22 protein-coding genes and 1 pseudogene are annotated in these 26871 nt (G+C 71.1%); 13 read left to right on the top strand and 10 right to left on the bottom strand.

Annotated features, from left to right (window positions below):
• Positions 1–44: 44 nt before the first annotated feature.
• Positions 45–563, bottom strand: a complete 519-nt coding sequence (locus tag ACIQZO_RS13190) for an EF-hand domain-containing protein (RefSeq protein ID WP_403624556.1) — start codon at positions 561–563, stop codon at positions 45–47.
• A 302-nt stretch (positions 564–865) separates the two neighbouring features.
• Between ACIQZO_RS13190 and ACIQZO_RS13185 the strand changes: the two genes are divergently transcribed.
• Positions 866–1429, top strand: coding sequence for a sigma-70 family RNA polymerase sigma factor (locus ACIQZO_RS13185; protein ID WP_081523132.1), 564 nt, complete (start codon positions 866–868; stop codon positions 1427–1429).
• A pseudogene (locus tag ACIQZO_RS13180) lies at positions 1426–2731 on the top strand (zf-HC2 domain-containing protein). Before ACIQZO_RS13185 ends, ACIQZO_RS13180 begins: the two are co-directional and overlap by 4 nt.
• A gap of 138 nt (positions 2732–2869) precedes the next feature.
• Here ACIQZO_RS13180 and ACIQZO_RS13175 read toward each other — a convergent pair.
• The gene (locus ACIQZO_RS13175; RefSeq protein ID WP_403624553.1) at positions 2870–4948 is read right to left on the bottom strand and encodes a trypsin-like serine protease; all 2079 of its coding nucleotides are present in this window, start codon (positions 4946–4948) and stop codon (positions 2870–2872) included.
• A gap of 642 nt (positions 4949–5590) precedes the next feature.
• On the opposite strand from ACIQZO_RS13175, the gene ACIQZO_RS13170 reads away from it, so the two are divergent.
• Positions 5591–9556 carry a polymorphic toxin-type HINT domain-containing protein gene (locus tag ACIQZO_RS13170; protein ID WP_403624550.1) on the top strand — a complete coding sequence of 1322 codons (3966 nt, stop codon included), beginning with the start codon at positions 5591–5593 and terminating at the stop codon, positions 9554–9556.
• Between the two features lie 14 nt (positions 9557–9570).
• The gene (locus ACIQZO_RS13165) at positions 9571–10248 is read left to right on the top strand and encodes a hypothetical protein (protein ID WP_403624547.1); all 678 of its coding nucleotides are present in this window, start codon (positions 9571–9573) and stop codon (positions 10246–10248) included.
• A 264-nt stretch (positions 10249–10512) separates the two neighbouring features.
• Here the strand turns inward: ACIQZO_RS13165 and ACIQZO_RS13160 are convergent, their stop codons facing one another.
• A complete protein-coding gene (locus ACIQZO_RS13160; RefSeq protein WP_403624544.1) occupies positions 10513–10947 on the bottom strand; it encodes a VOC family protein in 435 nt (144 codons plus the stop codon).
• A 243-nt stretch (positions 10948–11190) separates the two neighbouring features.
• Positions 11191–12744 (bottom strand): AMP-binding protein, encoded by a 1554-nt coding sequence (locus ACIQZO_RS13155; protein WP_403624541.1) that lies wholly within the window; start codon positions 12742–12744, stop codon positions 11191–11193.
• A gap of 130 nt (positions 12745–12874) precedes the next feature.
• Between ACIQZO_RS13155 and ACIQZO_RS13150 the strand changes: the two genes are divergently transcribed.
• The 4 genes from ACIQZO_RS13150 to ACIQZO_RS13135 all read left to right on the top strand — a co-directional run bounded on the left by ACIQZO_RS13150 (position 12875) and on the right by ACIQZO_RS13135 (position 17034).
• Positions 12875–14074 carry an amidohydrolase family protein gene (locus ACIQZO_RS13150; RefSeq protein ID WP_403624538.1) on the top strand — a complete coding sequence of 400 codons (1200 nt, stop codon included), beginning with the start codon at positions 12875–12877 and terminating at the stop codon, positions 14072–14074.
• Complete coding sequence (locus ACIQZO_RS13145) at positions 14074–15240, top strand: acyl-CoA dehydrogenase (protein WP_403624535.1); 1167 nt, start codon at positions 14074–14076, stop codon at positions 15238–15240. The genes ACIQZO_RS13150 and ACIQZO_RS13145 overlap by 1 nt, the downstream gene beginning before the upstream one ends.
• A gap of 5 nt (positions 15241–15245) precedes the next feature.
• Positions 15246–16202, top strand: coding sequence for an acyl-CoA dehydrogenase family protein (locus tag ACIQZO_RS13140; protein ID WP_403624532.1), 957 nt, complete (start codon positions 15246–15248; stop codon positions 16200–16202).
• Between the two features lie 355 nt (positions 16203–16557).
• Positions 16558–17034 (top strand): ATP-binding protein, encoded by a 477-nt coding sequence (locus ACIQZO_RS13135; protein WP_403624529.1) that lies wholly within the window; start codon positions 16558–16560, stop codon positions 17032–17034.
• 197 nt (positions 17035–17231) lie between these two features.
• Here the strand turns inward: ACIQZO_RS13135 and ACIQZO_RS13130 are convergent, their stop codons facing one another.
• The 3 genes from ACIQZO_RS13130 to ACIQZO_RS13120 form a co-directional block, all read right to left on the bottom strand.
• Complete coding sequence (locus ACIQZO_RS13130) at positions 17232–17849, bottom strand: TOPRIM nucleotidyl transferase/hydrolase domain-containing protein (protein WP_403624526.1); 618 nt, start codon at positions 17847–17849, stop codon at positions 17232–17234.
• Positions 17850–17963: 114 nt separating this feature from the next.
• On the bottom strand, positions 17964–18653 hold the full coding sequence (locus tag ACIQZO_RS13125; RefSeq protein ID WP_403624523.1) for a hypothetical protein: 690 nt from the start codon (positions 18651–18653) through the stop codon (positions 17964–17966).
• Positions 18654–18795: 142 nt separating this feature from the next.
• Entirely contained in the window at positions 18796–19722 is a 927-nt protein-coding gene (locus tag ACIQZO_RS13120; RefSeq protein ID WP_403624520.1) for a cyclase family protein, read from the bottom strand.
• A gap of 120 nt (positions 19723–19842) precedes the next feature.
• On the opposite strand from ACIQZO_RS13120, the gene ACIQZO_RS13115 reads away from it, so the two are divergent.
• Genes ACIQZO_RS13115 through ACIQZO_RS13105 form a run of 3 tightly spaced genes read left to right on the top strand, consistent with a single transcriptional unit; the run spans position 19843 to position 23051 of the window.
• Positions 19843–20754, top strand: a complete 912-nt coding sequence (locus ACIQZO_RS13115) for an SDR family oxidoreductase (RefSeq protein ID WP_403624517.1) — start codon at positions 19843–19845, stop codon at positions 20752–20754.
• 27 nt (positions 20755–20781) lie between these two features.
• The gene (locus tag ACIQZO_RS13110; RefSeq protein WP_403624514.1) at positions 20782–21987 is read left to right on the top strand and encodes an acyl-CoA dehydrogenase family protein; all 1206 of its coding nucleotides are present in this window, start codon (positions 20782–20784) and stop codon (positions 21985–21987) included.
• Positions 21984–23051: a Zn-dependent alcohol dehydrogenase gene (locus tag ACIQZO_RS13105; protein WP_403624511.1), complete on the top strand. Its 1068-nt coding sequence runs from the start codon at positions 21984–21986 to the stop codon at positions 23049–23051. The genes ACIQZO_RS13110 and ACIQZO_RS13105 overlap by 4 nt, the downstream gene beginning before the upstream one ends.
• A 144-nt stretch (positions 23052–23195) precedes the next feature.
• On the opposite strand, the gene ACIQZO_RS13100 is transcribed toward ACIQZO_RS13105, so the two are convergent.
• Complete coding sequence (locus ACIQZO_RS13100) at positions 23196–23813, bottom strand: flavin reductase family protein (RefSeq protein ID WP_403625024.1); 618 nt, start codon at positions 23811–23813, stop codon at positions 23196–23198.
• Between the two features lie 198 nt (positions 23814–24011).
• Between ACIQZO_RS13100 and ACIQZO_RS13095 the strand changes: the two genes are divergently transcribed.
• Positions 24012–24833, top strand: coding sequence for a hypothetical protein (locus tag ACIQZO_RS13095; RefSeq protein ID WP_403624508.1), 822 nt, complete (start codon positions 24012–24014; stop codon positions 24831–24833).
• On the opposite strand, the gene ACIQZO_RS13090 is transcribed toward ACIQZO_RS13095, so the two are convergent.
• Positions 24834–25019: a hypothetical protein gene (locus ACIQZO_RS13090; protein WP_403624505.1), complete on the bottom strand. Its 186-nt coding sequence runs from the start codon at positions 25017–25019 to the stop codon at positions 24834–24836. It lies immediately after the preceding gene.
• Positions 25020–25180: 161 nt separating this feature from the next.
• Here ACIQZO_RS13090 and ACIQZO_RS13085 point away from each other — a divergent pair, with 161 nt between their 5' ends.
• Positions 25181–25966, top strand: coding sequence for a VOC family protein (locus tag ACIQZO_RS13085; RefSeq protein ID WP_403624502.1), 786 nt, complete (start codon positions 25181–25183; stop codon positions 25964–25966).
• Between the two features lie 35 nt (positions 25967–26001).
• Here the strand turns inward: ACIQZO_RS13085 and ACIQZO_RS13080 are convergent, their stop codons facing one another.
• The gene (locus tag ACIQZO_RS13080) at positions 26002–26811 is read right to left on the bottom strand and encodes an enoyl-CoA hydratase/isomerase family protein (protein ID WP_403624499.1); all 810 of its coding nucleotides are present in this window, start codon (positions 26809–26811) and stop codon (positions 26002–26004) included.
• Positions 26812–26871 lie beyond the last annotated feature (60 nt).

Below are 26871 nucleotides of genomic sequence, written 5' to 3'. Positions count from 1 at the left end.
CGGGGCCGGGGCCCCGCCGTGACCTGCCGAGCGTGCCGCAGGCGCTACGCGTCGGGGGCTTCCACGCCGCAGTAGCCCGCGAAGGCGGCCAGGATCTCGTCCTCCGAGATGCGGCCGTCGCCGTCCGTGTCCAGGGCTTCCGCGACCTGGGTGGCCAGCTCCGGGGCCGTGCCCAGGACGCGCAGGACCCGGGCCGCGTTCGGCGGGGTCGCGCCGGCGCCGTCCTGGTCCGCCACCGCGATCACGGCCCGCAGGAACGGCCGCGCGATCTCCGCGAACCTCTGCGGGTTGTCGCGCAGCCGCTTCGCGGCCCCGGTGATGAACTCCTCCCGGGAGACCCGCTGGTCCCCGTCGACGTCCGCGATGCCCGCCATGCCCTGCCAGAAGGCCTCGGCGCCCGCGAAGACGGCCTGGCCCTTGTCCGACCGGGCGGTGGTGCCGAATTCGGCCAGGACGGCCTTCGCGGCCGCGCTGAAGTCCTCCCGGTCGATGTAGCCGGACCCGTCCTGGTCGAAGGTGGCGAATCGGGCGGCGATCTTGCGCTCGTATTCTGCGCTTTCCATATTCGGCGTTCCGCCTTCACGTGTGCAGTGGGGTTCAGATCAAGACAAGGCAGGAGCGTAAGGCCTACGTGGCCGGCGCGTTAAGCGAAGCGGTCAAGGAGGCGTGCGCATCGAACCCGCGCACGGGGAGCGCGGTGGGGCGCGTACACCTGTCCCCATGTGCCCTCGGCCGTACCATCGTTCACACCCTGCCACGCCCCTATCACGCAGGGCGCACTTCAAGGGTGAGGTTCTCCCAAAACAGGCGCGATCCGCCATGTGCCCACTACATTCGATGCGTCGACACACGGCTGGGGGCATTCATGCCGAAGGACGCACCACCGCGCTGGGACCGCCGCATGCAGCAGCGGCTCGCTCGTGGCGAAGCCGCCGCGCTCGGGGAACTGTACGACCGCTTCGCCTCGCTCGTGCACAGCCTGGCCCACCGGGTGCTGGGAGACGAGAAGGCCGCGGACCGGATCACCCGAGAGGTCTTCGGCTACATCTGGGAGAACCCCGACGCCTACGACCCCAAGCAGGGCTCCATGCGCTCCTGGGTCGCCCGGATCACCCAGGGCCAGGCAGTGGCCCGGCTGCGCCAGGCCGAACTGGGGCGAGGCTCCCGCGAGGAACTGGAGCAGAAGGTGCGCAGCGCCAACGCGGCCGCCCGCGCCGACTACATCGTCACCTCGATGCCCGCGCCCCTGCGCGCCGCGCTGGAACTCGCGTACTTCAAGCGGCGCGACTACCGGCAGGCCGCCGCCGACCTGCAGATCAGCGAGGACGAGGCGCGCCGCCGACTGCGGCTCGGCCTGCAGTTGCTGTCGACCGCCAACGCCCTCCCGCAGGAGGAAACCGCCCAGTCCGGATATGGAACCACTCGATGAACGGCCCTGCCCAGTCGCCCGATGACGGATACGAGCGTCCCGGCGGCCAGGCGCGGATACCGGGCCCGCGCGGGCCCGCCGACGACCTCGATCCGGGGCATGCGCCGAAGTCGCTGCCGCCGGTGCCGCTGCCGGACCTGGGTACGGCCCCGGGACCGGACCCGTACCCGGTTCGCGAGCCGGTGCCCGAGCCGTCGCCGCCGCCCTCGCACGCCGTACTGAAGTCCCTGCTCGGGGCCTGGGCACTGGCGGCCTGCTCGGCCGAGGAGACCCAGGCGGTGGAGGACCACCTCACCGAGTGCGCGCCCTGCGCGGAGGAGGCGCTGCGACTGCGCGACGCGGTGGGGCTGCTGCACCCGGAGGAGAACCTCGACCTGAAACCGCTGCTGCGCTCGCGCGTCCTGGAGGACTGCCTGGGCAAGCGGCCCGCCCGCATCCCGGTGCCGGTGTGGGCGAGTCCGTACGACACGGAGACCGCCCGCCTCGACGCGCTGCTGCAGGACTTCGGGGACTCGGAGTGGCACACCCCGGTGCGGCTGAAATGGTTCGAGGAGGAGCGGCGCCGGTCGCAGCGGACCACGGTGGCGGGGGGTGATCGGCCATCTGCTGACGGTGGACGGGCTGATCGCCTCGGCGCTCGGGCTGGACGACCCGCTGGGTCCGGACGCGCCGAAGGGCGGTCCGACCGTACGGACGGAGCACTTCTGGGGTGCGTCGGCGTACCCGGTCACGCGGCGGGTCCGCGACCCGTGGCGGGAACAGGGCCACACCCTGGTGCGTACGGTCTCCTTCGCCGGCCGGGGAGTCGCCGAGCTGGCCGTGGACTACGGGGGCTTCGCGCTGCCGCTGGAGGACGCGTTCCTTGAACGGGCCTTCGAGTGCTGGGTGCACGCCTGGGACATCGCGGAGGCGGTGGACTACCCGTACGAGCCGCCGTCCGGGCCGCACCTGCACGGGATGATCGACCTGGCGGCGCGGCTCCTGCCGGGTGCGCTCGCGCAACGCAGGCGTGCGGGTCTGGCGGCCCCGGCGCGGGGCCTGGTCGCGGCGGGCGCGCCGGGGCGGACCCTGCACCTGGAGATCGAGGGCGCGGGTGGCGGCGGCTGGGACATCGCGCTGGACTCGCCGGGAGCGAAGCCGTCGCCGCAGCGGACGGTCGCGGAGATCGCCCTGGACGGCATCGAGTTCTGCCAGCTGGCCGCGGGCCACATCTCCCCGGAGGAGGCGGCGGTGGGCCAACACGGCGACCGCGAGGCCATCCGCGACGTCCTGTTCGCGGCGGCGTCGCTGAGCAGGTTGTAGGGGGGCGGGGTCGGGAGCTTCGGAAGGACCGAGCAGGTCCGGCCCCTGCTCCAGCCATGTATCGACGTCCCCGTGGGGCCCGGAGCCTGACGGCACCGGGCCCCACGGCTCTTCGGCTCGTGTGTGCGCTTCCGGGGGTCAGAGGGTGCCGGTGACCGCGGTGGTGCCGAGGTTTCCGGTGACGCCCTGGACGTTGACCGTGGTAACCGGGGACCAGGTGCGGTCGGCCCGGCGGATGACGTGGAGGAGCTTGTTGTCGGAGGTGACGGCGGTCAGCTGGAGGTCACCGTCGACGCGGGCGGCGCCCAGGGACTTGACGGTGACCGAACCGAGGGCGTCCTTCAGGTCACCGAACGCGTCCCAGGTGCGGTCGGCCTTGCGGATGGCGTGGTACTGGCGGGTGCCGTTGTCGGTGGCGATGACGATCTGCGCGTCGCCGCCGGTGCCGGCCATGCTGACAGCAGTGATGGGGCCGGTGGTGCCGGCTGCCTGGGCGATGTTGCCCCAGGCGCTCCACTGTCCGGCGGTGTTGCGGACGGTGTGGAACGCCTTGCCCCCGTTGACCGCGATGACCTGCAGTTCGCCCCCGACGCTGGCCGTGGCGGCGGCGGTGACGGTGCCGATCGGTCCGGCGGCGCCGGAGAGGTCGCCGAAGCGGGACCAGTTGCCGGTGGAGTTGCGGATGGTGTGGAAGATCTTCCCGTCGGCGACGGCCACGACGTGGAGGTCGTTGCCGACGGAGACGGCCGAGACCTGGGTGACGTTGCCGAGGACCCCGGCGACGACGCCGATGTCGCCGAAGTTCGACCAGCTGCCGTCCGCCTTGCGGACGGTGTGGTGGATGATGCCGTCACCGCCGAGGGCCACGACATGGGTGTCGGCGTTGATGCCCGCGGCCGCGGCGGACCGCACACCCTTGATGTCGCCGGCCTTGGCCTGGACGTCGGTGAAGCCGGTCCAGGAGCCGTCGGTCAGACGGATGCCCTGGTAGAGGCCGGCGCTGGTCTGGACGAGGGTCTCGGTCTTCCAGCCGGGGGCGAGTGCGCGGGTCTGCTGGAGCCACTGGCCGATGTTGTCGATCCGGGTCGCGAACCCACCGGTGCGGGTTTCAGGGCTGCCCAGACAGCCGCCCTGCCAGGACTTGCTGACGATGCCGACGAGCGCGTACTCGCGAACGCCTACCTGGCGCACCACTGGAGCGCCGGCGTCGCCCGCACAGACGGTCGCGTCATCGGGAGTCTTCGCCGCGAGGTCGAAGCCCGTCGTCTCCACCGCCCCGGCCGTGAGGCTGCCGTCGTGGCGCGACGTGGGAACCCACGAGCTCCTGGTCCGTCCGAAACCTGCGACGGTCAGAGGCTGGCCCGAAGCAGGGGCGGTAGGGGAAAGAGTGGCCGGCGCGATGGCCGGCGTGATGGCGGTGGCCGGCTTGTCGAGCCGGGCCATGACCAGGTCACGGTCGGGGTGCGGGACCAGTTCCACGATATCGCTGGTGTGGCCACCCTTGAGGAACAGCTCGCGCAGGCCGACCACGACAGTCGTCTTGTCCTTCGGAGCACCAGCGGCCACCGTGTTGCTCTTCGCCGGGTCGTCAGCGAAGCAGCTCTTCGCGGAGACGACCCACTGCGGGTCGACCAGCGTCGCGGAGCAGGAGCGCTTCGCGTCACCGATGGTGAGCTTGCCGCTGAACGCGAGCCCACTGATGTCGACGGATACACCCACAGGCGTGGTGCTGGTGGTGCCGGTGACCCGCAGCTCCAGCAACACGGCCGCGGAGGGGTCCGCGCCCGCTTCGCCGAAGCCCTTGCTGCTGTTCGAAGCGACGTCGACGCTCTGGGTCTGGTCCTTGACGGAGATGTCGGCCTTGACCGACCGCTCGTAGGTCTGGATCCGGTACGCGCCGGGGATGGACACGGTCAGGTACCCGGTGCCGCGCGGAGCCGAGAAGCACATCCGCTCGTCCGGCAGCTTCAGGTCGCGGGCCCACACCTTGATCTGGTGGGGGTCATTGCATGAGACGTAGCTGATGTTCCCGTCGCCGCGGATCAGCTTGGCGCCGGTGTCGGCCAGAACTTGGTCGCTTCCAGGATAGGAACCGTCCTCGAAGACGTACGGGGCGCCGGCGTTGGCTGCCGGCTCTCCGGCAGCCAGGGCCGGAGATGTCGCGGTCCCCAGGAGGACTGCCGCGGTGGCGGTGGGCAGCCACCAGCGTGTGCGCAATGCTATGAATTCGCTTTCATTAGCTCACCCCCGGTGAGTGGGGGGTGACTTGAACGGTGTTCAGCGCTGCCGAACACCGAGGGACTGGACCGCATCGTTGTGGTCGCAGTGATCGCCTGGGGGGCCGCCGAGCAGGATAGCCGCGCCTTCGTACGGCTTGGTAACCGGTGTGCAGACGTGGAGTTTATATAGCATCAATATCGGACAAATCTGCGCCCTGATCGAACTCCGCGAAATAGTTCCGCAGCCACGTACAACCCTCCGGTATTCCGCAGGGTCTTCCCCTCCGACTACGCAGAGCCGCACCGGTATTCAGAACCGGATCGGGCTGCTGCCACCCGGCCTGGGGAGCGCCGCGGGCGGCAGCAGCCCTGCTGGCCGTGCGCATGGGGGCGATGACGCCGCACCACCCATCACCGTGGCTTGGTGTGCCCTGCGCATGTTCCTGCGACTACTCACAGCCGTTAGGGGAACTTTTTCGTGCGTCAAAAACTGAGCCGAACCTGGTGGGCGGGGAGGCGGAGACCAGCAACCCGGGTGCTGGGCGGCGGCCTTCTACCCATGGCCCTCATGACGGGGTTGGTGTCCGCGGCACCGGTCGCAGCGGCCGCGGAGCCCACGGTCAGTGACCGGGGACGGACCATGGCCTTCTGGAAGTCCGGTGGTCCGGCGACTCAGGCGGCCGCCGGAGCGGCCCTGACGGGGTCGGACGCGGACATCCGTGCGTTCCTCGACAAGGGCCGAGCCCTCGCAGAGAATCTGGACGACCGCGAGGCCGCGCTCCAGGTCGTGGCCGAAGCCGGTGCAGGGGTGCGCAAGGCTGCCGAGCAGGCCCTCGCGGGCACTCCGGAGCAGTTGGACGCCTTCCTGAAAGAGGGATGGAAGAAGCCCCTCGAACAGGACCAGCGCGTCGAGGCTGCGCGGATCGGCGAGGCCGGCGGCAAGGCGGTCAAGGCGGAGGCCGACGCGGCCCTGAACGCCGACATCGAAGCCGTCCGCCGGTTTTTGAGTGAGGGGCAGTACAAGAAGCGCGACTCCGACGCACGCGTCCGCGTCGCGCAGATCGAAACGGCGGGCGGGGCGAAGGTCCGCGCCGCTGCCACCGCAGCCCTCAACGGTTCGATCGAGGACGTTCGCGAGTTCCTCAGCTTCGGCCAGCACGCGGCCAGGGCCCAGGACCAGGAACACGCTTCGGTCACCGAACTCGCCCAGCAGGCCAAGGACGCCGGCGACGCGGCGGACCGGGAGAGCAAGGCCGCCAAGGAGGCCGCCGACCGGGCCATCGCGCTCGCCCTCCTGGCCAAGAAGGAAACCGAACGGGCCAGGGACGAGGCAGCGGCGGCCAAGAAGGACGCCGCCCGAGCCGCCGAGGCAGCCCGCCGCGCAGCGGAGTCCACCCGGCGCGCGGCCCAGGCCGCGCAGGCGGCCATCTCCGCCGCACGGGCCGCGAACGCCGCGGCCCAGGTCGCCGCGGCGGCGGCCAGTGCGGCCGCCCGTGCCGCGTCCGGGGCCGCGGATGCCGCGGCGAAGGCGCTCACTCATGCGGCAGCGGGCCAGCGCGACGAGGCGCTCGCCGCCCGCGCCCGGCAGGCCGCCGACGCCGCCGATGCCGCAGCCACCGCCGCGGAACGCGCAGCGATCTCCGGTGACGCCGCGGCCGCCTCGGCCAGGGCTGCTGCGTCCTCGACCGCCAACTCGACTGCCGCTGCCGCTGCTGCGGAGGAAGCCGGCAGGTACAACGAGGAAGCCGGCGGTTCCGCCGCGGAGGCCCGCGAGGCCGCAGCTGCCGCCCGCCGCCACGCGGGGGAGGCAACCCGCGCCGCGGACAAGGCCGCCGGCCACGCGGCCGAAGCGGCACGCCAGGCCCGCGCGGCACGCGATGCAGCACGCTCGTCCGCCACTCACGCTCGCAACGCCGCTGATGCCGCCATGAAGGCCGGTCAGCACGCGGCCGGCTCCAAGGAGGCGGCCGCAGAGTCCAAGGCCCATGCCGAAGCGGCACTCGCGCGCGCCAACGAGGCCCTGGCTGCGGTGAAGAAGGCCCAGGAGATCCACGACCAGGCCCGCAAAACCGAGGCCGATGAACTCGTCGCCCGTAAGGCCACTGGCATCAACCAGGCCAAGGACCTCAAGGTCGCATACGACAGGACCCTGGCCGAGGAGAAGAAGGCCGGCACCGACGCGGACACGCTCCAGGCTGAATTCGCCCGCCTGGCTCAGGACGCCGCGCAGCCGTCCGCCGACCCTGCCCAGATCGCCGTGGCGGGCCGGAAGATGGCCCTGGCCGCATTGCAGACCCGGGGTCCGTGGAGCCGGGCCGCTGCCGAAAGCGCCCTCGCCGCCCCGGACGCCGTGGTCGTCGACTACGCCCGTAGCGGCTGGCGAATCTCGGAGCAGCAGGACGAACGCGACCAGGTCCGAAGGCTTGCCGACGAGTCGCCCTATGCTGCGGTGAGCAAGGCCGCGCAGACTGCGCTGGGGGGAACGGCAGACCAGATCCATGCCTTCCTCGTGGACGGTCAGCACACCGCGGCCGCCTCCGACTACCGGGTAGAGGTCGCCCGTATCGGAAACACCGGCGGGCCGGCCGTCAAGAAGGCCTCGGACGCCGCCCTCAACGGCACCGGCTACCAGCCTCTCCTTGATTTCCTCACCACCGTTCAGTACACCGCTCGTGACAGCGACGACCGTGTCACCGTGGCTCGCCTGGCCGAGACCGCGGGGCCGGAAGTGAAGGCCTACGCCGACATCGCGATGGAGGGCCCCGTCGCGGCCCTGCACACGTTCGTCCAGACCGGCCAGTACAAGGCGGCACGCCGGGACCAGACAAACGCCGGCCACGTCGCGCAGATCCAGAACATCATCGCCGGATCCGCACAGACAGCCGCCCTCGCCCAGCAGCGGGCCGCCGAGGCCCTGAAGACCGCCGCCACTGCGCAAGACGCGTCCGGCGAAGCCAGCGAGTACGCCCGGCAGGCCCAGGCCTACGCCGATAGCGCCGCCGGTTACGCAAGTCAGGCCGCGACATCCGCCAACCAGGCCGAAGCCTCCGCGAAGAAGGCCGCCGAACATGCGGCCAGCGCGCGCAACGCGCAGGAGCAGGCCCAGGTCAGCGCCAACAACGCCACCGCCTCCGCGGCTTGGGCCGAGTCCAGCGCGAGCCTTGCCCGCGACTACGCCGCCGATGCGTACGCTGCCGCCGAGGCGGCACGCCAGTCGGCCATCAACGCCGGCCTGGACGCGAACGCTGCAGCCGCCACCTACCGCAATCACCTCGACAAGTACCTCGCCGAACAGGCGCGGGCGAACGAAGAGACCTGGTGGGAGAAGGCCTTCGGGAAATACCAGGACATGAAGGAGAAGTACAAGGCCGGTGTGGAGTACACGTCCGACTTCCTCCAGCTGGCTTCCAAGGAGGCGCTGACCTGGTATCTGTCGCTCACGCCTCTGGAGAAGCTGCGCCTGAAGGCGGAGATGCTCCACATCGGAGCCGACCTCCTCGGTGGGGTCCCCGTCTTCGGTGAGATTTTCGACATCGGCAACTGCATCAACTACGCCTTGGAAGGACTCGCCTTCGGGGACTCCAGTAAGTACACCGACGCGGCATGGTCCTGCGGCGCTGCTATTCCATTCCTCGGCTGGGGCGCCTACCTGGTCAAGGGGAAGAAGTGGTACAGCAAGGCGGAATCGCTCTGGGACACACTCAAGGGCGCAGGAAAGAGGATCGACGACCTCATAAGCTGCGCAGCGAAGAAGCACAGCTTCCCGGCCGGCACGCCTGTACTCATGGGCGACGGATCCTCCCGTTCCATCGAGACCGTCAGGGTCGGCGATGTGGTCCAGGCCACCGATCCCGTCACGGGAACATCCAGAGCACGCCGCGTTGAGGCGACCATCCACACCCCCGACGACAGCGAGTTCACCGACATCACCCTTGACGACACCGCCGGTGGCGGCTCGCTCACGGCAACCGCCCACCACCCGTTCTGGGCCGAGAATCGTCGCCAGTGGACCGACGCTGCCAGCCTCAACGTCGGCGATACCCTGCGCACTGCGTCGGGCGACACCGCCCGGATCGCGAAGATCTCCTATCGGAACAAGTTCCAGCCCGCCTACGACCTGACGGTCAACGACCTCCACACGTACTACGTACTGGCCCGGAAGACCCCCGTCCTGGTCCACAACTGCCAGGATCTGACACGAGCCGCACGCCAGTTCGGAGATGACAAGGCACACACCCTCCGTGACCATGTCAACGTGTCCACCGATCGAATGGCGGTACTCGCAAGGGAAAAGACGGAAAAGTACGGCCGTCCGACACCAAATTCCCGCTGGTTGAACGCGAAAGTCGCTCAGGACGCAGTGGATCAGCTCTACGCGAAGAACGCGGAAAAGATCGGTAAGTGGGTCAAGAAGGCGGGCCAGGGAGGCAACAGAGAGCTTACGCTCGAAGGTGTCTACGGAACACGATCTCTCGGTGATTACGTAGATCACCTGGGTAACTATTATCCAAATTCCAGCAACAGATTCACCGTCACGCTTGTTGTTGATGCAAAGGCAAAACCCGGTGGCTTCTACGTAAAGACCTCTTATCCTATGGTGCCGTAAAGGAGTCTTCCCTCATGCACGACCCCGCAGCTCAGCAGGATTGGGTGGACTTCGACTTCGGCATCACAGGGCTCGGCGCCTCCTTCCACGGAGACTGGTACCTGACCGCCGATGACGCGCTCGACCATGTTCGGGCCTATCTGGGCGCGGAAGGCGACCCTGCGGGCCTCGTTCTGCTCATCGAGGACATCCTGCTGCTGCGGGACTCTGCGCTGACCGGAGACGAGCTCAATCTTCTCTGGCGCGCGACAGACCCGTCGGGCGGCGGCTCCCCGGAAATCCGGGGAGCCGAACGCGCCTGGATCGAGCAGCTACTGGGCGCGGTTACGACACTCGCCCGGGGGCGTGGTGCTTCGGATCAGGACTGCACGGCGCACCCCGGGTGCGTGCCGGACGGGAGGACCGTGGCAGCGTCACAGCACCGCCGTTTGACGGCAGACGTACTGGAGCTGATCGACCTGCTCGACCAAGGGCGATCCGACCTCCACATGCCACTCGCGCCGACACAGGAGGCGCTGAGAAGGTGCGCTCTGACGGTGTGCTCGGAGTTGGCGTTCCGATTCCTGCTGAACGCGCTGTACCAGTCCTGGGCGCAGTTGTCCCTCAAGTCCTACGGCCGAATCGAACGGCTGGGCACAGCCTTCCAATACGGCCCGTATGTGGTCGACCGGCTCCGATGCCTCACGGAGTGAGAAGGACTGGTGGCGTGGCTCAGGCCTGACTCGACCAGCGGCTGTCCCCACCGGCGCTCGCCGGTGGGGACGGCATGAGCCACAGCACCGCGGCTCTCGGTGACGAGCCTGGTGCCGGACGGTCTGCAGAAGAAGTCCCTGCTCGATGAGCGGGGACTTCTTCGTGTGTGGGGGGTGCGGGTCAGGGAGCGCACCGACTCGAGATATCTGCACGCGGCTCGCTATGCACAGCATCGACGCCCGCAGATCGAGCGGCGCCTGCGCTCAGTCGAGGCAGAATTCGTTGTCTTCGGGGTCGGCCATCACGATGATCCCCTCGTCCATGCCATTGGGCTCGAGCCGGTACAGCCGCTTGGCTCCCAGCCCCTCCAGCCTGGCGGCTTCCTCCTCCAACGTCGCCATACGCTCGTCACCGGTCTGCCCGGGAGCTGCGCGCACATCGAGGTGTAGACGGTTCTTCGCCGTTTTCCCCTCCGGGACCTTCTGGAAGAAGACCCGAGGACCCTTGCTGTCCGGATCCGTGATGGCCGAACGGCTGTTGTGCTGCTCGGGCGGCACGCCCCACGCCGTGAGGGCAGCCGGCCAGTCGGCGAAGCCCTCCGGGGGCGGCTGGACGCGATACCCCAGCGCCTGAGCCCAGAACACGGCCAGCGCGCCCGGGTCGGCACAGTCGTAAGTCACCTGGAATTCCTTGGCCATGCTGCCTCCGACCGCTCGAACCTGCCCGCTTGCTCGCCCCGGTCGACTTCCGGAACGCACCGTCATCCTCGCACCGCCCACGGACAAGCCGCTCGCTGACGAACTGCACGCACGCCGACGGGAGTCGTTTGCAGGCGAAGTCATGTGCGCCCCGGCGGGCGTTGTCGCATCACCGGCGGGCGAGCAGGTCGCAGCCCTGTCGCCTGCTGACCGGTCCCTTTCCCGGAGCCCCACCCCGCTCCCTCACGCGTACCGCTCCCGCAGTTTGTACTTCAGGACCTTGCGCAGGGTTTCGTTGCGGGGGAGGGACTCCAGGAGTTCCAGTTGTTCCGGGAGCTTGTGGGTGGCCAGGCCCTCCGTGCGGAGGTAGGCCGTCAGCTCGGGCAGGGTCAGGGGGGCCGCTTCCGGGGGTTGTTCCACCACCGCGCAGACGCGTTCGCCGCGCTCCGGGTCCGGGAGGCCGATGATCGCCACGTCCGCGATGCCCGGGAGGCGGTGGAGGAGGTCCTCGATCTCCTTCGCCGAGATGTTCTCGCCCTTGCGGATGATGACGTCCTTGCTGCGGCCGGTGAGGACCAGGTAGCCGTCCTGCGTCAGGTGGCCGAGGTCGCCCGTGATCAGGTAGCCGTCGGGGTCGAAGACCTCCGTCGACGCGTCGCGGTTCAGGTAGCCCTGGCAGACCGCCTCGCCGCGCAGCCGCACCTCCCCGTCCGTGTCCGGGGGCAGCGGGGTGCCGTCCGGGGCGGTGATGCGGATGGACATGCCCGCCGGGGGCCGGCCTTCGGTGGTGGCGAGGTTCTCCGGGGTGTCGTCCGGGGCGCCCATGGTGATCATCGGGACCTCGGTCATGCCGTAGCCGTGGGTGAGCCGGCAGCCCAGCTCCCGTACGACCGCGTGGTAGATCTCCGGCGGTTTGGGGGCGCCGCCGCCCGCGAGGAGTCGGAGCGTGGGGATGAGGGGGATGTCCGGGGCCTTGCGCTGCTCGGTCAGGAACATGGAGTAGAAGGCCGTGGACCCGCCGGCCACGGTGACCCCGTGGCGGCGGTAGCCGTCCAGCGCGTCCGGCATCGCGAACTTCTCGAAGAGCACGGCGGGGAAGCCGTACAGGAGCAGCATCACCAGGTAGTCCGGGCCGCCTATGTGCGCGTACGGGAAGGCCATGGAGCCGATGTCGTCCGGGCCCAGGTGCAGGGCGTGCGCGAGGCAGGAGCCGCCGGCGATCAGGGAGCGGTCGGTGTGCAGGACGCCCTTGGGGTCGGAGGTGGTGCCGGAGGTCCAGTAGATCCACCGGACGTCGGTGCCGGAGGCGGGCGGCGCGGGGAGTGCGGCCGGGTCGCCGTCCGGGAGGGAGGCGTACGCCTCGAAGACGCCGCGGGCGCCGAGCCGGCGGGCCATGGCGGTGTGGTCGAAGCCGCGCCAGTGTCCGGGTACGGCGAAGTGCTCGGCCTTCGACTCGCGCAGGGCGAAGCCGACCTCGCGGTCGCGGTAGAAGGGGATGACGGGGGTCTGGACGGCGCCGATCCGGGCGAGGGCGGCGGAGAGCAGCACGGTTTCGATGCGGGTGGGGAGCTGCCAGGCGACGACGGTGCCGGGGCGCACGCCCCTGTCGTGCAGGCCGGCGGCGACGCGTTCGGAGCGGTCGCGCAGGTCACCGAAGGTGAGCCGGCGGTCGTGTGCGGGGTCGTCGGCCGCCTCGATCAGGACGGGGGTGTCCGGGGTCAGTGCGGCCCGGCGGGTGATCAGTTCCCAGAGGGTCCGGGAGCGGCTCAGTTCTGTCGCGGTCGCGGTGTCCGTCATCCCAGACCTCCCCATAGCTGACGGATAGTCAGATCAAGGGCAGAGCGTAGAGCGCGGACGCTTGTCGGTCCAGGGGTGGCGGGGCTAGCTTGTTTCTGACGATCCATCAGATCGGTGAATTGGGGAGACCATGGAACTGCCTCGGATCATCAGCGTCGACGACCACGTGATCGAGCCCGCGCACCTGTTCGACGTCTGGCTGCCCGCCAAGTACCGCGACCGCGGCCCCAAGGCGCTCACCGCCGGCATCGGCGAACTCGCCTACACCGGCGGCAAGTACGTCATCACCATGGACCCCGACGGCCCGCCGACCGACTGGTGGATCTACGAGGACCTGAAGTTCCCGTACAAGCGCAACATCGCCGCCGTCGGCTTCGACCGCGACGACATGACCCTGGAGGGCATCACCCGCGAGGAGATGCGCCGCGGCTGCTGGGACCCCAAGGCGCGCCTCGCCGACATGGACCTCAACCACGTCGAGGCCTCGCTGTGCTTCCCGACCTTCCCGCGCTTCTGCGGGCAGACCTTCGCCGAGGCCCACGACAAGGAGGTCGCCCTCGCCTGCGTGCGCGCCTACAACGACTGGATGGTCGAGGAGTGGTGCGGCGACAGCGGCGGCCGGCTCATCCCGCTGTGCATCATCCCGCTCTGGGACATCGACCTCGCCGTCGCCGAGATCCGGCGCAACGCCGCCCGCGGGGTGAAGGCCGTGACCTTCTCCGAGATCCCCACCTACCTCGGCCTGCCGTCGATCCACTCCGGCTACTGGGACCCCTTCTTCGCCGTCTGCCAGGAGACCGGCACGGTGGTCAACATGCACATCGGGTCCAGCTCCCAGATGCCCGCCGCCTCCCCCGACGCGCCGCCCGCCGTCCAGGCCTCGCTCAGCTTCAACAACGCGATGGCCTCGATGATGGACTTCCTCTTCAGCGGCGTCCTCGTCAAGTTCCCGACGCTCAAACTCGCCTACAGCGAGGGCCAGATGGGCTGGATCCCCTACGCCCTGGAGCGCGCCGACGACGTCTGGCAGGAGCACCGGGCCTGGGGCGGCGTCCGCGACCTGATCCCCGAGCCGCCGTCCACGTACTACTACCGGCAGATGTTCTGCTGCTTCTTCCGCGACAAGCACGGGATCGCCTCGCTCGACGTCGTCGGACGCGACAACGCCACCTTCGAGACCGACTACCCGCACGTGGACTCGACCTTCCCGCACACCAAGGAGGTCGCCCTCGACCACGTGAAGGGGCTGGACGACGAGACGGTCTACAAGCTGATGCGCGGCAACGCCATCCGCATGCTCGGCCTCGACCTGGACAGCGGCCGCCGCTGATGGACCTGACCTACACCGAGGAGGAGCAGGAGTTCCGGGCCCGGCTGCGCGCCTGGCTCGCGAAGGTGCTCCCCGAGCTGCCCGCCAAGCCGTCCCCCGACGACTGGCCGAGCCGGCGCGCCTACGACCTCGGCTGGCAGCGCCGGCTGTACGAGGCCGGGTACGCGGGTCTGCACTGGCCGGTGGACGCGGGCGGCCGCGGAGCCACCCCGACCCAGCACCTGATCTTCCTGGAGGAGAGCGAGCGCGCCGGAGCCCCGTACGTCGGCGCGAACTTCGTCGGGCTGCTGCACGCCGGCCCGACCATCGCGGCCGAGGGCACGGCGGAGCAGCGGGCGCGCTGGCTGCCGCCCGTCCTGCGGGGCGACGAGGTGTGGTGCCAGGGGTTCAGCGAGCCGGGCGCGGGCTCCGACCTGGCCTCCCTGCGGACCCGGGCCGTGCGCGACGGCGAAGACTACGTGATCAGCGGGTCGAAGATCTGGACCTCGCACGCGGAGGTCTCCGACTGGTGCGAGCTGCTGGTGCGCACGGAACCCGTCAGCGCCGAGGTCCCCAAGCACCGGGGGATCTCCTGGCTGGCCATGCCGATGGACGCGCCGGGGGTGACCGTACGGCCGCTGCGCACGCTCGCCGGGTCGGCGGAGTTCGCGGAGATGTTCCTCGACGAGGTGCGCGTCCCGGTGGCCAACCGGGTCGGCGCGGAGAATGACGGCTGGCGCGTCACCATGGTCACGCTCTCCTTCGAACGCGGCACCGCCTTCGTCGGCGAGGTCGTCGCCTGCCGCCGGACCCTGGGGGAACTGGCCCGGACGGCGAAGGCCAACGGCCGGTGGGACGACCCGGTGCTGCGGCGCAGGCTGGGGCGGCTGTACGGGGAGTTCGGCGCGCTGTGGCGGCTCACCCAGTGGAATGTCAGCGAGGCCGGGCGCTCGGCCGGCGGGGTCCCCGGTATCGGCGGTTCCGTCTTCAAGCTCGCCTACTCGCACGCCCGCCAGGAGCTGTACGAGGCGGCGGCGGAGGTGCTCGGGGCCTCGTCCCTGGCCCTGGAGGAGGACTGGGTGCTGGACCGGCTCTCGTCCCTCTCCTACACGATCGCCGCGGGCACCTCGCAGATCCAGCACAACATCGTCGCCGAGCGGATCCTCGGCCTCCCGAAGGGCCGGTGAGGGGCATGGACTTCCAGCCGACCGAGGACCAGAAGAACCTGCGGGCCGGCGTACGGGACCTGCTGGCGGGGCGCTACGGGCGCGAGGCGCTGCGGGCGTCGGTCGACGCCGGGGCCGGCGTGGACCGCGCGCTGTGGCGGGAGCTGGGCGAGGCGGGCTTCTTCGCGCTGCGCCTGCCGGAGGCCGAGGGCGGTGTGGGCCTGGGGCTGCCGGAGGCGGTCCTCGTCTTCGAGGAGGCCGGCCGGGCCCTGGTGCCGGGGCCGCTGGTGGCCACGCACCTGGCCGCCGGGGTGGTCCCGGGGGCGGCGGCCGGGACGGCGGTGGTGACCGCCTTCGACCTGGGCGGGCCGCTGGTGGCCCACCTGGGGGACGCGGACGCCGTGCTGGGGGCGGCCGCGGTGCCCGCCGGTGAGCCGGTGCGCTCGGTGGACCCGCTGACGCCGCTGCACCGGGTGGCGGCGGTGGGTGACGTTTCGGCGTACCGCGGGGCGGGGGCGCTGCTGACGGCCGCGCTGCAGCTCGGGAGTGCACTGCGGACGGTGGAGCTGGCGGTGCGGTACGCGGGTGAGCGCGAGCAGTTCGGGCAGCCGATCGGGGCGTTCCAGGCGGTCAAGCACCTGTGCGCGCGGATGCTGGTGCGGGCGGAGGTGGCCCGTACGGCGGTCTACGCGGCGGCGGTGACGGGTGATACGGGCGAGGTGGCCGCGGCCAAGCTCCTCGCGGACGAGGCGGCCGTTTTGGGCGCCCGGGACTGCCTCCAGGTGCACGGCGGGATGGGCTTCACCTGGGAGGCGGACGTGCACCTGCACCTCAAGCGGGCCTGGGTGCGGGCCGAGCAGTGGCGGACGGCGGCGCAGGCGGAGGAGCTGCTCGCGGAGGAACTACTCGCGGGGGAGTTGCTCGGCGGGGAGCCGCTCGGCGGGGAGCCGCCGGTGGTGGGGCTGCTGGGCCGGGCGGGTTAGCCGGGCGGCCGGAGGGCCCCTTCGGCCCGCGTTGCGCACGGTGACGCGGGGGCACGGGAGGGACGGCGTGGGACGCATGTCTCATTACAGAGAGTTGATATCGGTTTGTGTCCTTCGCCCGACTCATTGCGGCCCGGAAGCGGGGGCCTGCTCCGGTACGCTCCCACGAATGCGAGCGGTTGAGCGGCGCAAGCGTCGCACAGTATGCACCACGCCCACTCCTTCGCGCGGGAATATGCCCGAAGCGCTTGTTGTGGTGACTGTACGTCAACCATGCTGCTCCGCAAGGGGATCACACTGGGTGATCCCGTCCTGTCGCGAGGCGAAGTGTCCGCCGGTTCGGATGGTGTGAGCGGTGCAGGTGCTTCAGGTTCAGCTGGAGGTCGGAGCGGATCCCGCCGAGGTCGGCCGGGCCCGCCGGTGGGCCCGCTCCCGGTTGGCGGGGTCGGGCATAGGGGATGACGAGCCGCTCGCCGAGACGCTGATCCTGCTGATCTCCGAGCTGGTCACGAACGCGGTCGTGCACACGGGCTGTCCGGCCGTGCTGCGGATGCTGTTCGGGGGGCCGGGGGTGCGGGTCGAGGTGGCGGACGCGAGCGACCGGGCACCGAACCGCCGGCAGGCGTGCGGGGAGGACACCGGCGGGCGCGGCCTGGAGCTGGTCGACGGCCTCGCGGACCGCTGGGGCTGGCAGCGCGAGGGTGCGGGCAAACGGATCTGGTGCGAGATCGACCGCGCGGAGAAATCGACCTCGGACTGCGCGTCCGAACGCCCCTCGGACGGACCGTCGGAATGTCACACCCCACCGCGGGAACCGCGCGTGTACCTCTAACGAGGTGTTGACGGTTCGTCACATCTTGATCACCCTGGTGTGGAGCGATTCGACGCGAGGGGACGCCAAGGACAGGCCTTGACGAGTGCGGGTCGCGGGGTGGCGGCTGCCGTGCCGTGCTCGGGGCGCGCATGAGCGTCGCCGCCACCCGCAGGACCCGCCGAGCCTCCTCCCGGGGGAGGGGGCCGGACCGGGTTTCACACGCTCGCGAGGAGACCGTCGAGCGGGGCCGGTACCTCTTCGGGGGCGAGGGCCTCGGCGAGGAGGCGGCCGTAGCGGATCTTGCGGCCCTTCGTCGTGCCCAGGAAGCGCCGCAACTGCCGCTGCGGGGGCCGACCGCGCTGGGCGGGCTGGCGTACGAAGGTCTGCCAGGAGCGGAGTTCTCCCTCGGACCGCAGGATGTCCTCGATCCGGGTGGTGCCCAGGGCGCGGATGAGTTCGTCCTCCAGATCCGCCACGCACACGAAGAAGCCCTCCCGGGGCGCCCCGGCCCGCTCCAGGGCGCGGTCGTAGAAGGGCTGTTCGTTCTCGTCGCACAGTCCCGTCAGGCGCAGGCCGAGGCCGGGCGGCCCGAGGAGGCCGGTGTAGCGGGCCACGCTCATGGCGCCGCCCATCGATATGACGCACACGCCTTCGGCGGCGAGGTCGCGGCCGCGCCCATCGGCGAGCGCCTCGACGGCCGCGAGGTCGCTGGGGCCCTCCACCAGTACCGCCGTCCGTACGTTCAGCCGGGCGGCGAGCTCGCGCGCGGCCTCGCCGGTACCGCCGCTCGCCCAGTCGTCGACCGCTTCCCGGAATGCCCGCATGTCCGCCATGGGGCGAGTCTGCGCCTTCGCGGAGGGTGCGGCACGCGCTTTTCGGCGTCTGCGGCCGCCCGCTGTCCCGGGCCTCGTGCCGGGACAGCGGGCGGAGGGCCTTCAGGAGGGTGTCTAGCCGTCGGTGCAGATGACGTCGTACGGGCGGCCGATCGCGAGGGTCAGCTCGATCGGGTCGGTGGTGCCGGAGGGGCACTCGGACTTCGCCTTGACGAGGCCGAGGACCTTCTGGGCGCCGGAGCCGCCGCAGGCGACCTCCTTGGCCTGGGAGGTCACGCAGTCGCCCTTCACCAGCTGGCCGCCGCCGGCGCCGGCATCACCGGGGTGCTCGCTCGACAGGTTGCGGCCGCAGACGGTGTTGGTGGGGATGCCGGTCGACTTGCCGCTCCCGTAGGAGATGCTCACGTCGATCATCAGGTCCGTGCCGGGCGGGCACTGGATCGCGCCCGGGAGGATGCTGGCTTCCTTGATGTCGATGGCCTTGAAGGTGGCCCCGGAGCCGGAGCAGCCCGTCCGCTTGTAGCCGTCGGGAGCCTTGGCCGGGTCGGGGCCGCCGCAGTCGCCGACCTTCCACGCGCTGGAGGTGTCGGAGGAGGACTCGGGGGATCCGGGGTCCTTGGCGGTGGGCTTGGCCGAGGGGGAGGCCGAGGGGGACGCCGACGGCTTGCCGTCGTCCTTGCGGAGTGACTGCATGACGAAGTAGCCGCCGATGATGACCACGGCGAGGACGATGACGGCGACGACGTTGCTGCCCGACCGGCGTTGGGGGGCAGGTGGCGGCGGTACCTGGTAGGGGTTGGTCATGCGTGCTTCTCCTGCGGGGAAGGTGGTGGGGACGGGGTGTGACGCGCGTACGGTGACGCGTCATGTCCACCTCATGGTTCCACTGCGCACCGCGCGCGGGTGGCCGGGGTCGTCCGGTCCGCCGCCGCCCGCCCCGCCGGGCTCAGAGGACGGCCACCGGGGCCACGGGGGTGCCGGTGCCGCCGACGAAGGGTTCCGGCATCGCGGAGAGGAGGAAGGCGTAACGGTTCTCTTCTGCACAGGCTGTGGACAACTTTTCGAGATTCCAGTTCTGCCCCTGGTGCATGCCCATCTCGACCAGGTCGAGGGCGTGCACGGGCAGCCACAGGTTCTCGATCTCCGGCGGGAAGATCTCGAAGGTCAGGGTGTCGTTCGCGACGGCCGCCACGTCCCGCGCGTGGAACCACTCGGGCGTACGGATCGACAGCCCGGGTGAGGGGAAGCCGTAGCCGTGCTTGTCGCCCGCCAGGTAGACCTGCATCTGGCCGGTGCGGACCAGCACGATGTCGCCGGCGCGGACGGTGACCCCGCCGAACTCCTCGGCCTCCGTCAGGTCCCCCGGGGTCACCGCGTGGTCGCCCGGCAGCCGGTCCAGCCCCTTCGCGCGCGCGACGTCGAGGAGCACTCCCCGCGAGACGATGTGGCCGGCCTTGTCGATGCCGCTGAACTCGGCACGGCCGTGCGCCGTGATGGTGCCGGCCGGGCGGCCGTTGTAGATCCTCCCCGAGTGCGAGACGTGGGTGAGGGCGTCCCAGTGGGTGCCCGCCTGGAGGCCCATGCTCACGGCGTCGTCGCTGCACGCGACCGTGCCGGGGCCGAAGAGCTCCTGGTTGATCTGCACCATCGTGTGCAGCGGGTTGATCCGGCCGGGGATCATGCCGACCTGGACCCCGTCCTCCTTGAGCGGGAGGGCGAGCGGGATCCGGCGGCCGGTACGGATCTGCGCCGCGGCGCCCCGGACCACCTCGTCGGTGATCAGGTTCAGGGTGCCGATCTCGTCGTCGGCGCCCCAGCGCCCCCAGTTGTTGACGCGCTTGGCGATGTCATGGAACTCGGCGGGCAGGGTCATGGACGTCGACAGCTCCTTGCGTGGATGCGGCGGTTACTACGGCAACGAGGGCTTGTGCAGGTGCGTCTGACTACCCATAGAATCTAACGGACCGTCAGAAATCGCGGGAAGGGGCCGGACGTGGGGAACTTCTTGGCAGGCAAGGCCGTCGCCGTCACCGGCGCCGGCCGGGGCATCGGGCGGGCCGTGGCACTCGCCGCGGCCGCCGAGGGCGCCAAGGTCGTCGTCAACGACTACGGGGTCGGGATCGGGGGCGCGGAGCCCACCAGCGAGATCGCCGAGGCCGTGGTGAAGGAGATCGTCGCCGCGGGCGGGGAGGCAGTCGCCGTCGCCGACGACATCTCCACCATGGCGGGCGGCCAGCGCCTCGTCGACACCGCGCTCGCGCGGTACGGCCGCCTCGACGGCGTCGTGTGCGTGGCCGGCATCCTGCGCGAACGGATGCTGTTCAACATGGCCGAGGAGGAATGGGACCCGGTCATCGCCACCCACCTCAAGGGCACCTTCACCGTCTTCCGCGCCGCCTCCGCCGTCATGCGCAGGCAGGGATCGGGCACCCTGATCGGCTTCACCAGCGGCAACCACCAGGGCTCGGTCGCGCAGGCCAACTACAGCGCCGCCAAGGGCGGGATCATCTCGCTCGTCCGCTCCGCCGCGCTGGGCCTGGCCAAGTACGGGGTCACGGCCAACGCCGTCGCCCCCGTCGCCCGCACCCGCATGTCCGCGAACGTCCCCATGGAGCTCAAGGAGATCGGCGAGCCCGAGGACGTGGCGGCGCTGGTCACCTACCTGCTGAGCGACCGGGCCAGGGCCGAGGACATCACCGGGCAGGTCTACACGATCGCCGGCCCGAAGATCGCCGTCTGGGCGCAGCCGCGCGAGCTGCGCGCCGGATACGCCGAGGGCTCCTGGACGCCGGAGAAGATCGCCGACTTCCTCCCCGGCACGGTCGGCACCGACCCGATGCCGATGCTCGCGCAACTGGAGGCCATGGCGAAGGCGGCGGCCGCCAAGGACCGCCCCAACGCGTAGGCCCGGACCGGACCAAGAGGGAGCGGCGTGGACTTCAGCTTCGGGGCCGAGGACGAGGAGCTGCGCGGGCGTGCCCGGGCGTGGCTGGCGGAGCACCTCGTGGGCCCGTACGCGCAGGCCGTCGGACTCGGCGGGCCGGGCAGCGAGCACGAAGGGGCCCCGGTCCGGCGCGCGTGGGAGCGCGAGCTGGGCCGGGGCGGCTGGATCGGGCAGGGCTGGGAGGCCGACGGGTGGGGCAACCGCCGGCTGTCACTGACCGGCCAGGTGGTGTGGGCCGAGGAGTACGCGGCCCTGCGCGCGCCCGGACGGGTCGGCCACATCGGCGAGAACCTCCTCGCCCCGACGCTCATCGCCCACGGGACGCCCGAACAGCAGGACCGCTTCCTGCCCGGCATCGCGCGGGGCGAGGAGCTGTGGTGCCAGGGCTACAGCGAGCCGGGCGCCGGATCCGACCTCGCGGGGATCCGTACGGCCGCGGTACGGGACGCGGCCGACGGGATGTTCCGGGTGACCGGGCAGAAGATCTGGACCTCGCTCGCCCACGACGCCGACTGGTGCTTCGTACTGGCCCGCACCGAGCCCGGCTCGCGCCGCCACCGGGGGCTGTCCTTCCTGCTCGTACGGATGGACCAGCCCGGCCGCGTCGAGGTGCGGCCGATCCGGCAGATGTCGGGGACGAGCGAGTTCAACGAGGTGTTCTTCGACGGGGCGGTCGCGGCGGAGGCCGTGGGCGCCGAGGGCGACGGCTGGACCGTGGCGATGGGCCTGCTCGCCCTGGAGCGGGGTGTGTCGACCCTGGTCCAGCAGATCGGCTTCGCGGCGGAACTGGAGCGCGTCCTGACCGTGTACGCGGCGCGGGACGCCGCGGGCTCCGGGGACCCCGTCCTGCGGGAGCGCCTCGTCCGGCAGTGGGCCGAGCTGCGCACGATGCGGTGGAACGCGCTGCGGACCCTGGCCTCCTCCGAGGGGGATCCGGGCGCGCCCAGCGTGGCCAAGCTGCTGTGGGGCGGCTGGCACCGGAGGCTCGGCGAGCTGGCGGTGGAGGTCCGCGGCGCGGCGGCGAGCGCCGGGCCGGCGCCCTGGGCGCCCGGGCTCCCGTACGAACTCGGGCTCGACGAGGAGCAGCGCCTGTTCCTGTTCACCCGTGCCGACACCATCTACGGCGGCTCGGACGAGATCCAGCGGAACATCATCGCCGAGCGTGTGCTCGGCCTGCCTAAGGAGTCCAGGTGAGAGGCGTCGTATTCGACGGCAAGCAGGCCCAGGTGGTCGACGACCTGGAGATCCGGGATCCGGGGCCGGGGGAGGTGCTGGTCGTGATCGGGGCGGCCGGGCTGTGCCACAGCGACCTGTCGGTGATCGACGGGACGATTCCGTTCCCGCCGCCGGTGGTGCTGGGGCACGAGGGCGCGGGCATCGTGGAGGCGGTGGGCCCGGGTGTCACACACGTGGTGCCGGGCGATCACGTGGCGCTGTCCACCCTCGCCAACTGCGGGGCGTGCGCGGACTGCGACCGGGGCCGGCCGACGATGTGCCGCAAGGCGATCGGGATGCCGGGGCAGCCGTTCTCGCGGGGCGGGAAGCCGCTGTTCCAGTTCGCCTCCAACTCGGCCTTCGCGGAGCGCACGATCGTCAAGGCCGTGCAGGCGGTGAAGATCCCGGCCGACATACCGCTGACCTCGGCGGCGCTCATCGGCTGCGGGGTCCTCACGGGGGTGGGGGCGGTACTGAACCGGGCGCGCGTGGACCGCGGCGAGACGGTGGTCGTCATCGGTACCGGCGGCATCGGGCTCAACGTCCTGCAGGGGGCCCGGATCGCGGGTGCCGCGACGATCGTGGCCGTGGACGCGAACCCGGCGAAGGAGGCGGTGGCCCGGCAGTTCGGCGCCACGCACTTCATCGACGCGTCCGCCGTGGCCGACTCGTCGGCGGCGGTCCGCGAGATCCTGCCGACCGGCGCCGACCACGCCTTCGAGTGCGTGGGCAGCGTCCGGCTGATCCGTCAGGCGATCGACCTCCTGGACCGGCACGGGCAGGCGATCCTGCTCGGAGTGCCCGGCTTCCAGGAGGAGGCCTCGTTCCTCGTGTCGTCCATGTACCTGGACAAGACGATCATGGGCTGCCGGTACGGGTCCTCGCGCCCGCAGCGGGACATCGCCCTGTACGCCGAGCTGTACCGGCAGGGCCGGCTGCTGCTGGACGAGCTGGTGACGGAGGTCTACCCGGTGGAGGACTTTGCCAAGGCCGCGGACGACGCCCACCACGGGCGGGTGGCGCGCGGGGTGCTGACCTTCTGATCGGCGCGGCGGGTGGCTCCGGGGCCGGTGGGCCCGGAGCCACCCTTTCGCGTGCCCTGGTCGGTCGGCGTGGCGCCCTGGTCGTCGGCGAGGCGTCCTGGTCGGTCGGCGAGGTGCCAGGGGCAGTCGGCGAGGAGCCCGGGGTCAGTCGGCCAGGCGGCCGAAGCGGCCCTTGTGGAAGAGGAGCGGCTCGCCCTCGCCGGCCGCGCCCATGGCCACGACCCGGCCCACGACGATGAGGTGGTCCCCGCCGGTGTGGACGGCCTGGATCCGGCAGTCGATCCAGGCGGGCACGGCGTCGAGCTGCGGCGATCCCGTGACGGGGGAGGGCGTGTGGGCCACCCCGGCGAACTTGTCCGCGCCGCTGATGGCGAAGGACCGGCACAGCTCGCCCTGCTCGGCCCCGAGGATGTTGACGCAGAACACCCCGGCGCGGGCGATCCGCGGCCAGGTGGTCGACGTACGGGCCACCATGAAGGTGACCAGGGGCGGGTCGAGGGACAGCGAGGCGAAGGACTGGCAGGCGAAGCCGGCCGGGCCCGCCTCCTCCTCGTCGGGGGGCGCGGTGATGACGGTGACCCCGCTGGCGAAGTTCCCCAGTACCGCGCGGAACTCGGCCGGGGACACCGGCGCGCGCTCGTCCTCGCCGACGGCCCGCAGATCGGGACGCGGCAGGGCGTCGACGGACTCGGGTTCCCGCTGCGCCGAGGCGGAGGTGGGGGAGCCGACTGACCTGAGGTATCGGACGACGGTGGCCGCCATCCCTGCATGTCCCATCACACGACGATTGAAGCTGACGGTACGTCAGATAGGAAGGGGTGGGGCGGGCGGCACTCGCCGGATGCCTCCGTTTGATCATCAACTCCCGTGTGAAGCACCGAACATGAGTAACCGTCAAGACCGCCGAAGCCCGTGTGTAAGGTCGGTGCCGACGACAACGGGGTCGGGGCTGGGGTGGTCATGGGCAATGGCAACGGCTTTCGCTACCGGGCCGAACGGATCTCGCTGGGCGCGATGGCGTCGGCGGGCATCCTGGTCCTGGTCGCCGACCTCTTCGGCTGGCTCGACAAGATGGCCCCCGGCGGCACGCTCCCGAAGATCACACTGCTGATCCTCAGCACGGTCACGCTCTTCCTCCTGATGGAGCTCGACCGCCTGAAGGTGCTCGACAACATCAACACCCAGATCTCCGGCCTCACCCTCGACGGGCTGACCGGCGAGCTCCGGCGCCAGCACTACCTCGGCGTGACCAAGGTCCACCGGGTCTTCTCCGACGAGGAGTTCAAACGGCTCCTGGGGGCCGCCCGCCAGGAGGTCGCCATCCTCCAGACCTGGATACCCAACCTCAGCCGCCTCGAAGGAGAGCTGGAGCGGGCCGTCACCGACCGGAACGTCCAGGTGCGCATCCTCCTGCTGCACCCGAAGTCCGCCGTCGCGGACCTGCGCGACGAGGCACTGCGCGCCACCCGCAGCTCCGTCGACGTCGGCGCGAGCCTGGACATCCTCAAGACCATCCACGACCGCCTCGCTCCGGAGCTCCGGAGCAGGCTCAGCGTCCGTGTCTACAACTCCCTGCCGTCGATCGCCGTCTACAAGGCCGACGAGCACTACCTCGTCAGCTCCTTCCTGCACGGGCAGCTCGCCATCGAGTCCCCCCAGACCGAGATCGACGGATCCGACACCGTGATGGGCCGGCAGGTCCAGAAGGAACTGGACACCCTCTGGGGCATCGGCAGCGAGGTCGACCTGCGCGACCCGATGAGATCGATCGACATCCACTGATCAGCAGAACGACCGGGAGAGAAGAGAAGGGACACGGCCGTGCGCGACCTGGACAGGTTCGAGGACGAACTGATCGAGCAGTACGAGCGGCATCCGGTGCTCGCGAACATCGCTGCTCACCGGCGCGGACGAGGAGGCGGCGGCCGCCTGCTTCAGGGAGGCGGAGGAGCACGCGCTCCGGCTCAAGGTGGACTTCTACGACCGGTTCCGGCCCGCGCCGGCCCGCGTGTCCGTACCCCCACACGGGTGAAACCCCCGGCCTCCGTGGGTCCGTACGCCCGGGCGCGGGTGCAGGCTCGGCATCGTGGCAGCGACCCCGTACCGCCGCCGTACCTCCGGAGGACCCCATGCTCGGCACCGACTTCACCACCGGATCACCCAACTGGCTCGACCTCGGCAGCCCCGACACCGAGGGCTCCGTCGCGTTCTACGGCGCGGTCCTCGGGTGGGAGTTCGCATCCGCCGGGCCCGAGGCGGGCGGGTACGGCTTCTTCCAGGTGGACGGCAAGACGGTCGCCGCGCTCGGGCCGCTCACCGAGGAGGGGGCGACGCCCGCCTGGATGCAGCACTTCATGACCCCCGACATCCAGGCCACCACCGCAGCCGTCCGCGACGGCGGCGGCACCGTCCGGATGGAGCCCATGGACGTCATGGGAGAGGGCTGGCTGGCCCAGTACACCGACCCGCAGGGCGCCGAGTTCGCCGTCTGGCAGCCGGGGAAGACCGGCGGACTCCAGCTGACCTCCGCCGAGAACGCACTGCTGTGGACGGAGCTCCACGTACCGGACCCCGTCGCCGACATCGCCTTCTACGCCGGGCTGTTCGGGTGGCGCAGCGCCGAGATGCCCGCACCCGGGATGATGTACCGGGTGCTGAGCACCGCCGACGGAGACCAGCAGGACGCCTCCTTCGGCGGGGTGGCCCCCTTCAGGGGGGAGGGCGAGGGCGAGCGGGCGCGCTGGGTGCCGTACTTCCACGCGGCGGACGTCGACGCCACCGTCGCGGTGGCCAGGGCGAACGGCGGAGCGGTGCTCATGCCGGCCACCGACCTCCCGGAGGTCGGGCGGATCGCCTGGCTGGCCGACCCGACCGGAGCGGTGTTCGCGCTGCTCAAGCCGGACCCGCAGATGTAGTACGGGGCCGGGAGCCACTGGCCGGGCGCCGGGGTTCAGCGGCCGAGGTACTTGGGCGTGCGCCGCTCCACGAAGCTCGCCACGCCCTCGTTCGCGTCCGCCGTGGTCATGTTGATCTCCTGAGCGGTGGCCTCGGCGGCCAGCGCGGCCGCCCGGTCACCGTCCAGGGAAGCGTTGACCAGCTGCTTCGTCATGGCGAGGGCCCGGGTGGGCCCCTGGGCGAGCCGCTCGGCCCACGCGCGGGCGGTCGCCTCCAGCTCCTCGGCCGGCACCACCCGGTTCACCAGGCCCAGGCGCTCGGCCTCGACGGCCGGGACGGCGTCGCCGAAGAACATCAGCTCCTTGGCCTTCTGCGGGCCGACGAGCCGGGGCAGCAGGTACGCGCCCCCGCCGTCGGGGACCAGCCCGCGGCGGACGAACACCTCGATGAAGCGGGCCGGTTCGGCGGCGATGACGAGGTCGCAGGCGAGGGCGAGATGGGCGCCGATCCCGGCGGCCGTGCCGTTGACGGCGGCCAGGACCGGCTTCTCGCAGTCGAGCACGGCGGTGATCAGGCGCTGCGCGCCGAGCCGGATCATCCGGGCGACATCACCGGCGACGCGGTCTCCGCCGCTGCTTCCGCCGGGGCTGCCGCGCAGGTCGGCGCCCGCGCAGAAGCCCTTGCCGGTGGCGGTGACGACCACGGCCCGCACGGCGGGGTCGGCGGAGGCCTCGGCGAGCAGCGCGATGACGCGCTCGCGCTGGTCCCAGGTGACGGCGTTCATCGCCTCGGGGCGGTTGAGGGTGATCCAGGCGACGCCGTTGTCGATGCGGTGGAGGACTTCGTCCTCGGGGGTGCGGGTCATGGGTCGACTCCCGTTCGGCGGTGGATGGGTGTGGCCGGGGCCGCCGGTCCGGTGCGGCTC

Origin of the sequence: Streptomyces sp. NPDC097617, assembly GCF_044761485.1 — a bacterium.
Lineage (GTDB): Bacteria > Actinomycetota > Actinomycetes > Streptomycetales > Streptomycetaceae > Streptomyces.
Note: the sequence above shows the minus strand (reverse complement) of the source record. Positions and strands in the feature narration are given on the sequence as shown.

Excerpts from the sequence above, each read along its gene's own strand:
- ACIQZO_RS13100 (WP_403625024.1), bottom strand. The coding sequence starts at position 23,813 with ATGGCGGCCACCGTCGTCCGATACCTCAGGTCAGTCGGCTCCCCCACC.
- ACIQZO_RS13165 (WP_403624547.1), top strand. The coding sequence starts at position 9,571 with ATGCACGACCCCGCAGCTCAGCAGGATTGGGTGGACTTCGACTTCGGC.
- ACIQZO_RS13125 (WP_403624523.1), bottom strand. The coding sequence starts at position 18,653 with ATGACCAACCCCTACCAGGTACCGCCGCCACCTGCCCCCCAACGCCGG.
- ACIQZO_RS13120 (WP_403624520.1), bottom strand. The coding sequence starts at position 19,722 with ATGACCCTGCCCGCCGAGTTCCATGACATCGCCAAGCGCGTCAACAAC.
- ACIQZO_RS13130 (WP_403624526.1), bottom strand. The coding sequence starts at position 17,849 with ATGGCGGACATGCGGGCATTCCGGGAAGCGGTCGACGACTGGGCGAGC.
- ACIQZO_RS13145 (WP_403624535.1), top strand. The coding sequence starts at position 14,074 with ATGGACCTGACCTACACCGAGGAGGAGCAGGAGTTCCGGGCCCGGCTG.
- ACIQZO_RS13160 (WP_403624544.1), bottom strand. The coding sequence starts at position 10,947 with ATGGCCAAGGAATTCCAGGTGACTTACGACTGTGCCGACCCGGGCGCG.
- ACIQZO_RS13190 (WP_403624556.1), bottom strand. The coding sequence starts at position 563 with ATGGAAAGCGCAGAATACGAGCGCAAGATCGCCGCCCGATTCGCCACC.
- ACIQZO_RS13150 (WP_403624538.1), top strand. The coding sequence starts at position 12,875 with ATGGAACTGCCTCGGATCATCAGCGTCGACGACCACGTGATCGAGCCC.
- ACIQZO_RS13080 (WP_403624499.1), bottom strand. The coding sequence starts at position 26,811 with ATGACCCGCACCCCCGAGGACGAAGTCCTCCACCGCATCGACAACGGC.
- ACIQZO_RS13155 (WP_403624541.1), bottom strand. The coding sequence starts at position 12,744 with ATGACGGACACCGCGACCGCGACAGAACTGAGCCGCTCCCGGACCCTC.
- ACIQZO_RS13085 (WP_403624502.1), top strand. The coding sequence starts at position 25,181 with ATGCTCGGCACCGACTTCACCACCGGATCACCCAACTGGCTCGACCTC.
- ACIQZO_RS13185 (WP_081523132.1), top strand. The coding sequence starts at position 866 with ATGCCGAAGGACGCACCACCGCGCTGGGACCGCCGCATGCAGCAGCGG.
- ACIQZO_RS13140 (WP_403624532.1), top strand. The coding sequence starts at position 15,246 with ATGGACTTCCAGCCGACCGAGGACCAGAAGAACCTGCGGGCCGGCGTA.
- ACIQZO_RS13095 (WP_403624508.1), top strand. The coding sequence starts at position 24,012 with ATGGGCAATGGCAACGGCTTTCGCTACCGGGCCGAACGGATCTCGCTG.
- ACIQZO_RS13170 (WP_403624550.1), top strand. The coding sequence starts at position 5,591 with ATGGCCTTCTGGAAGTCCGGTGGTCCGGCGACTCAGGCGGCCGCCGGA.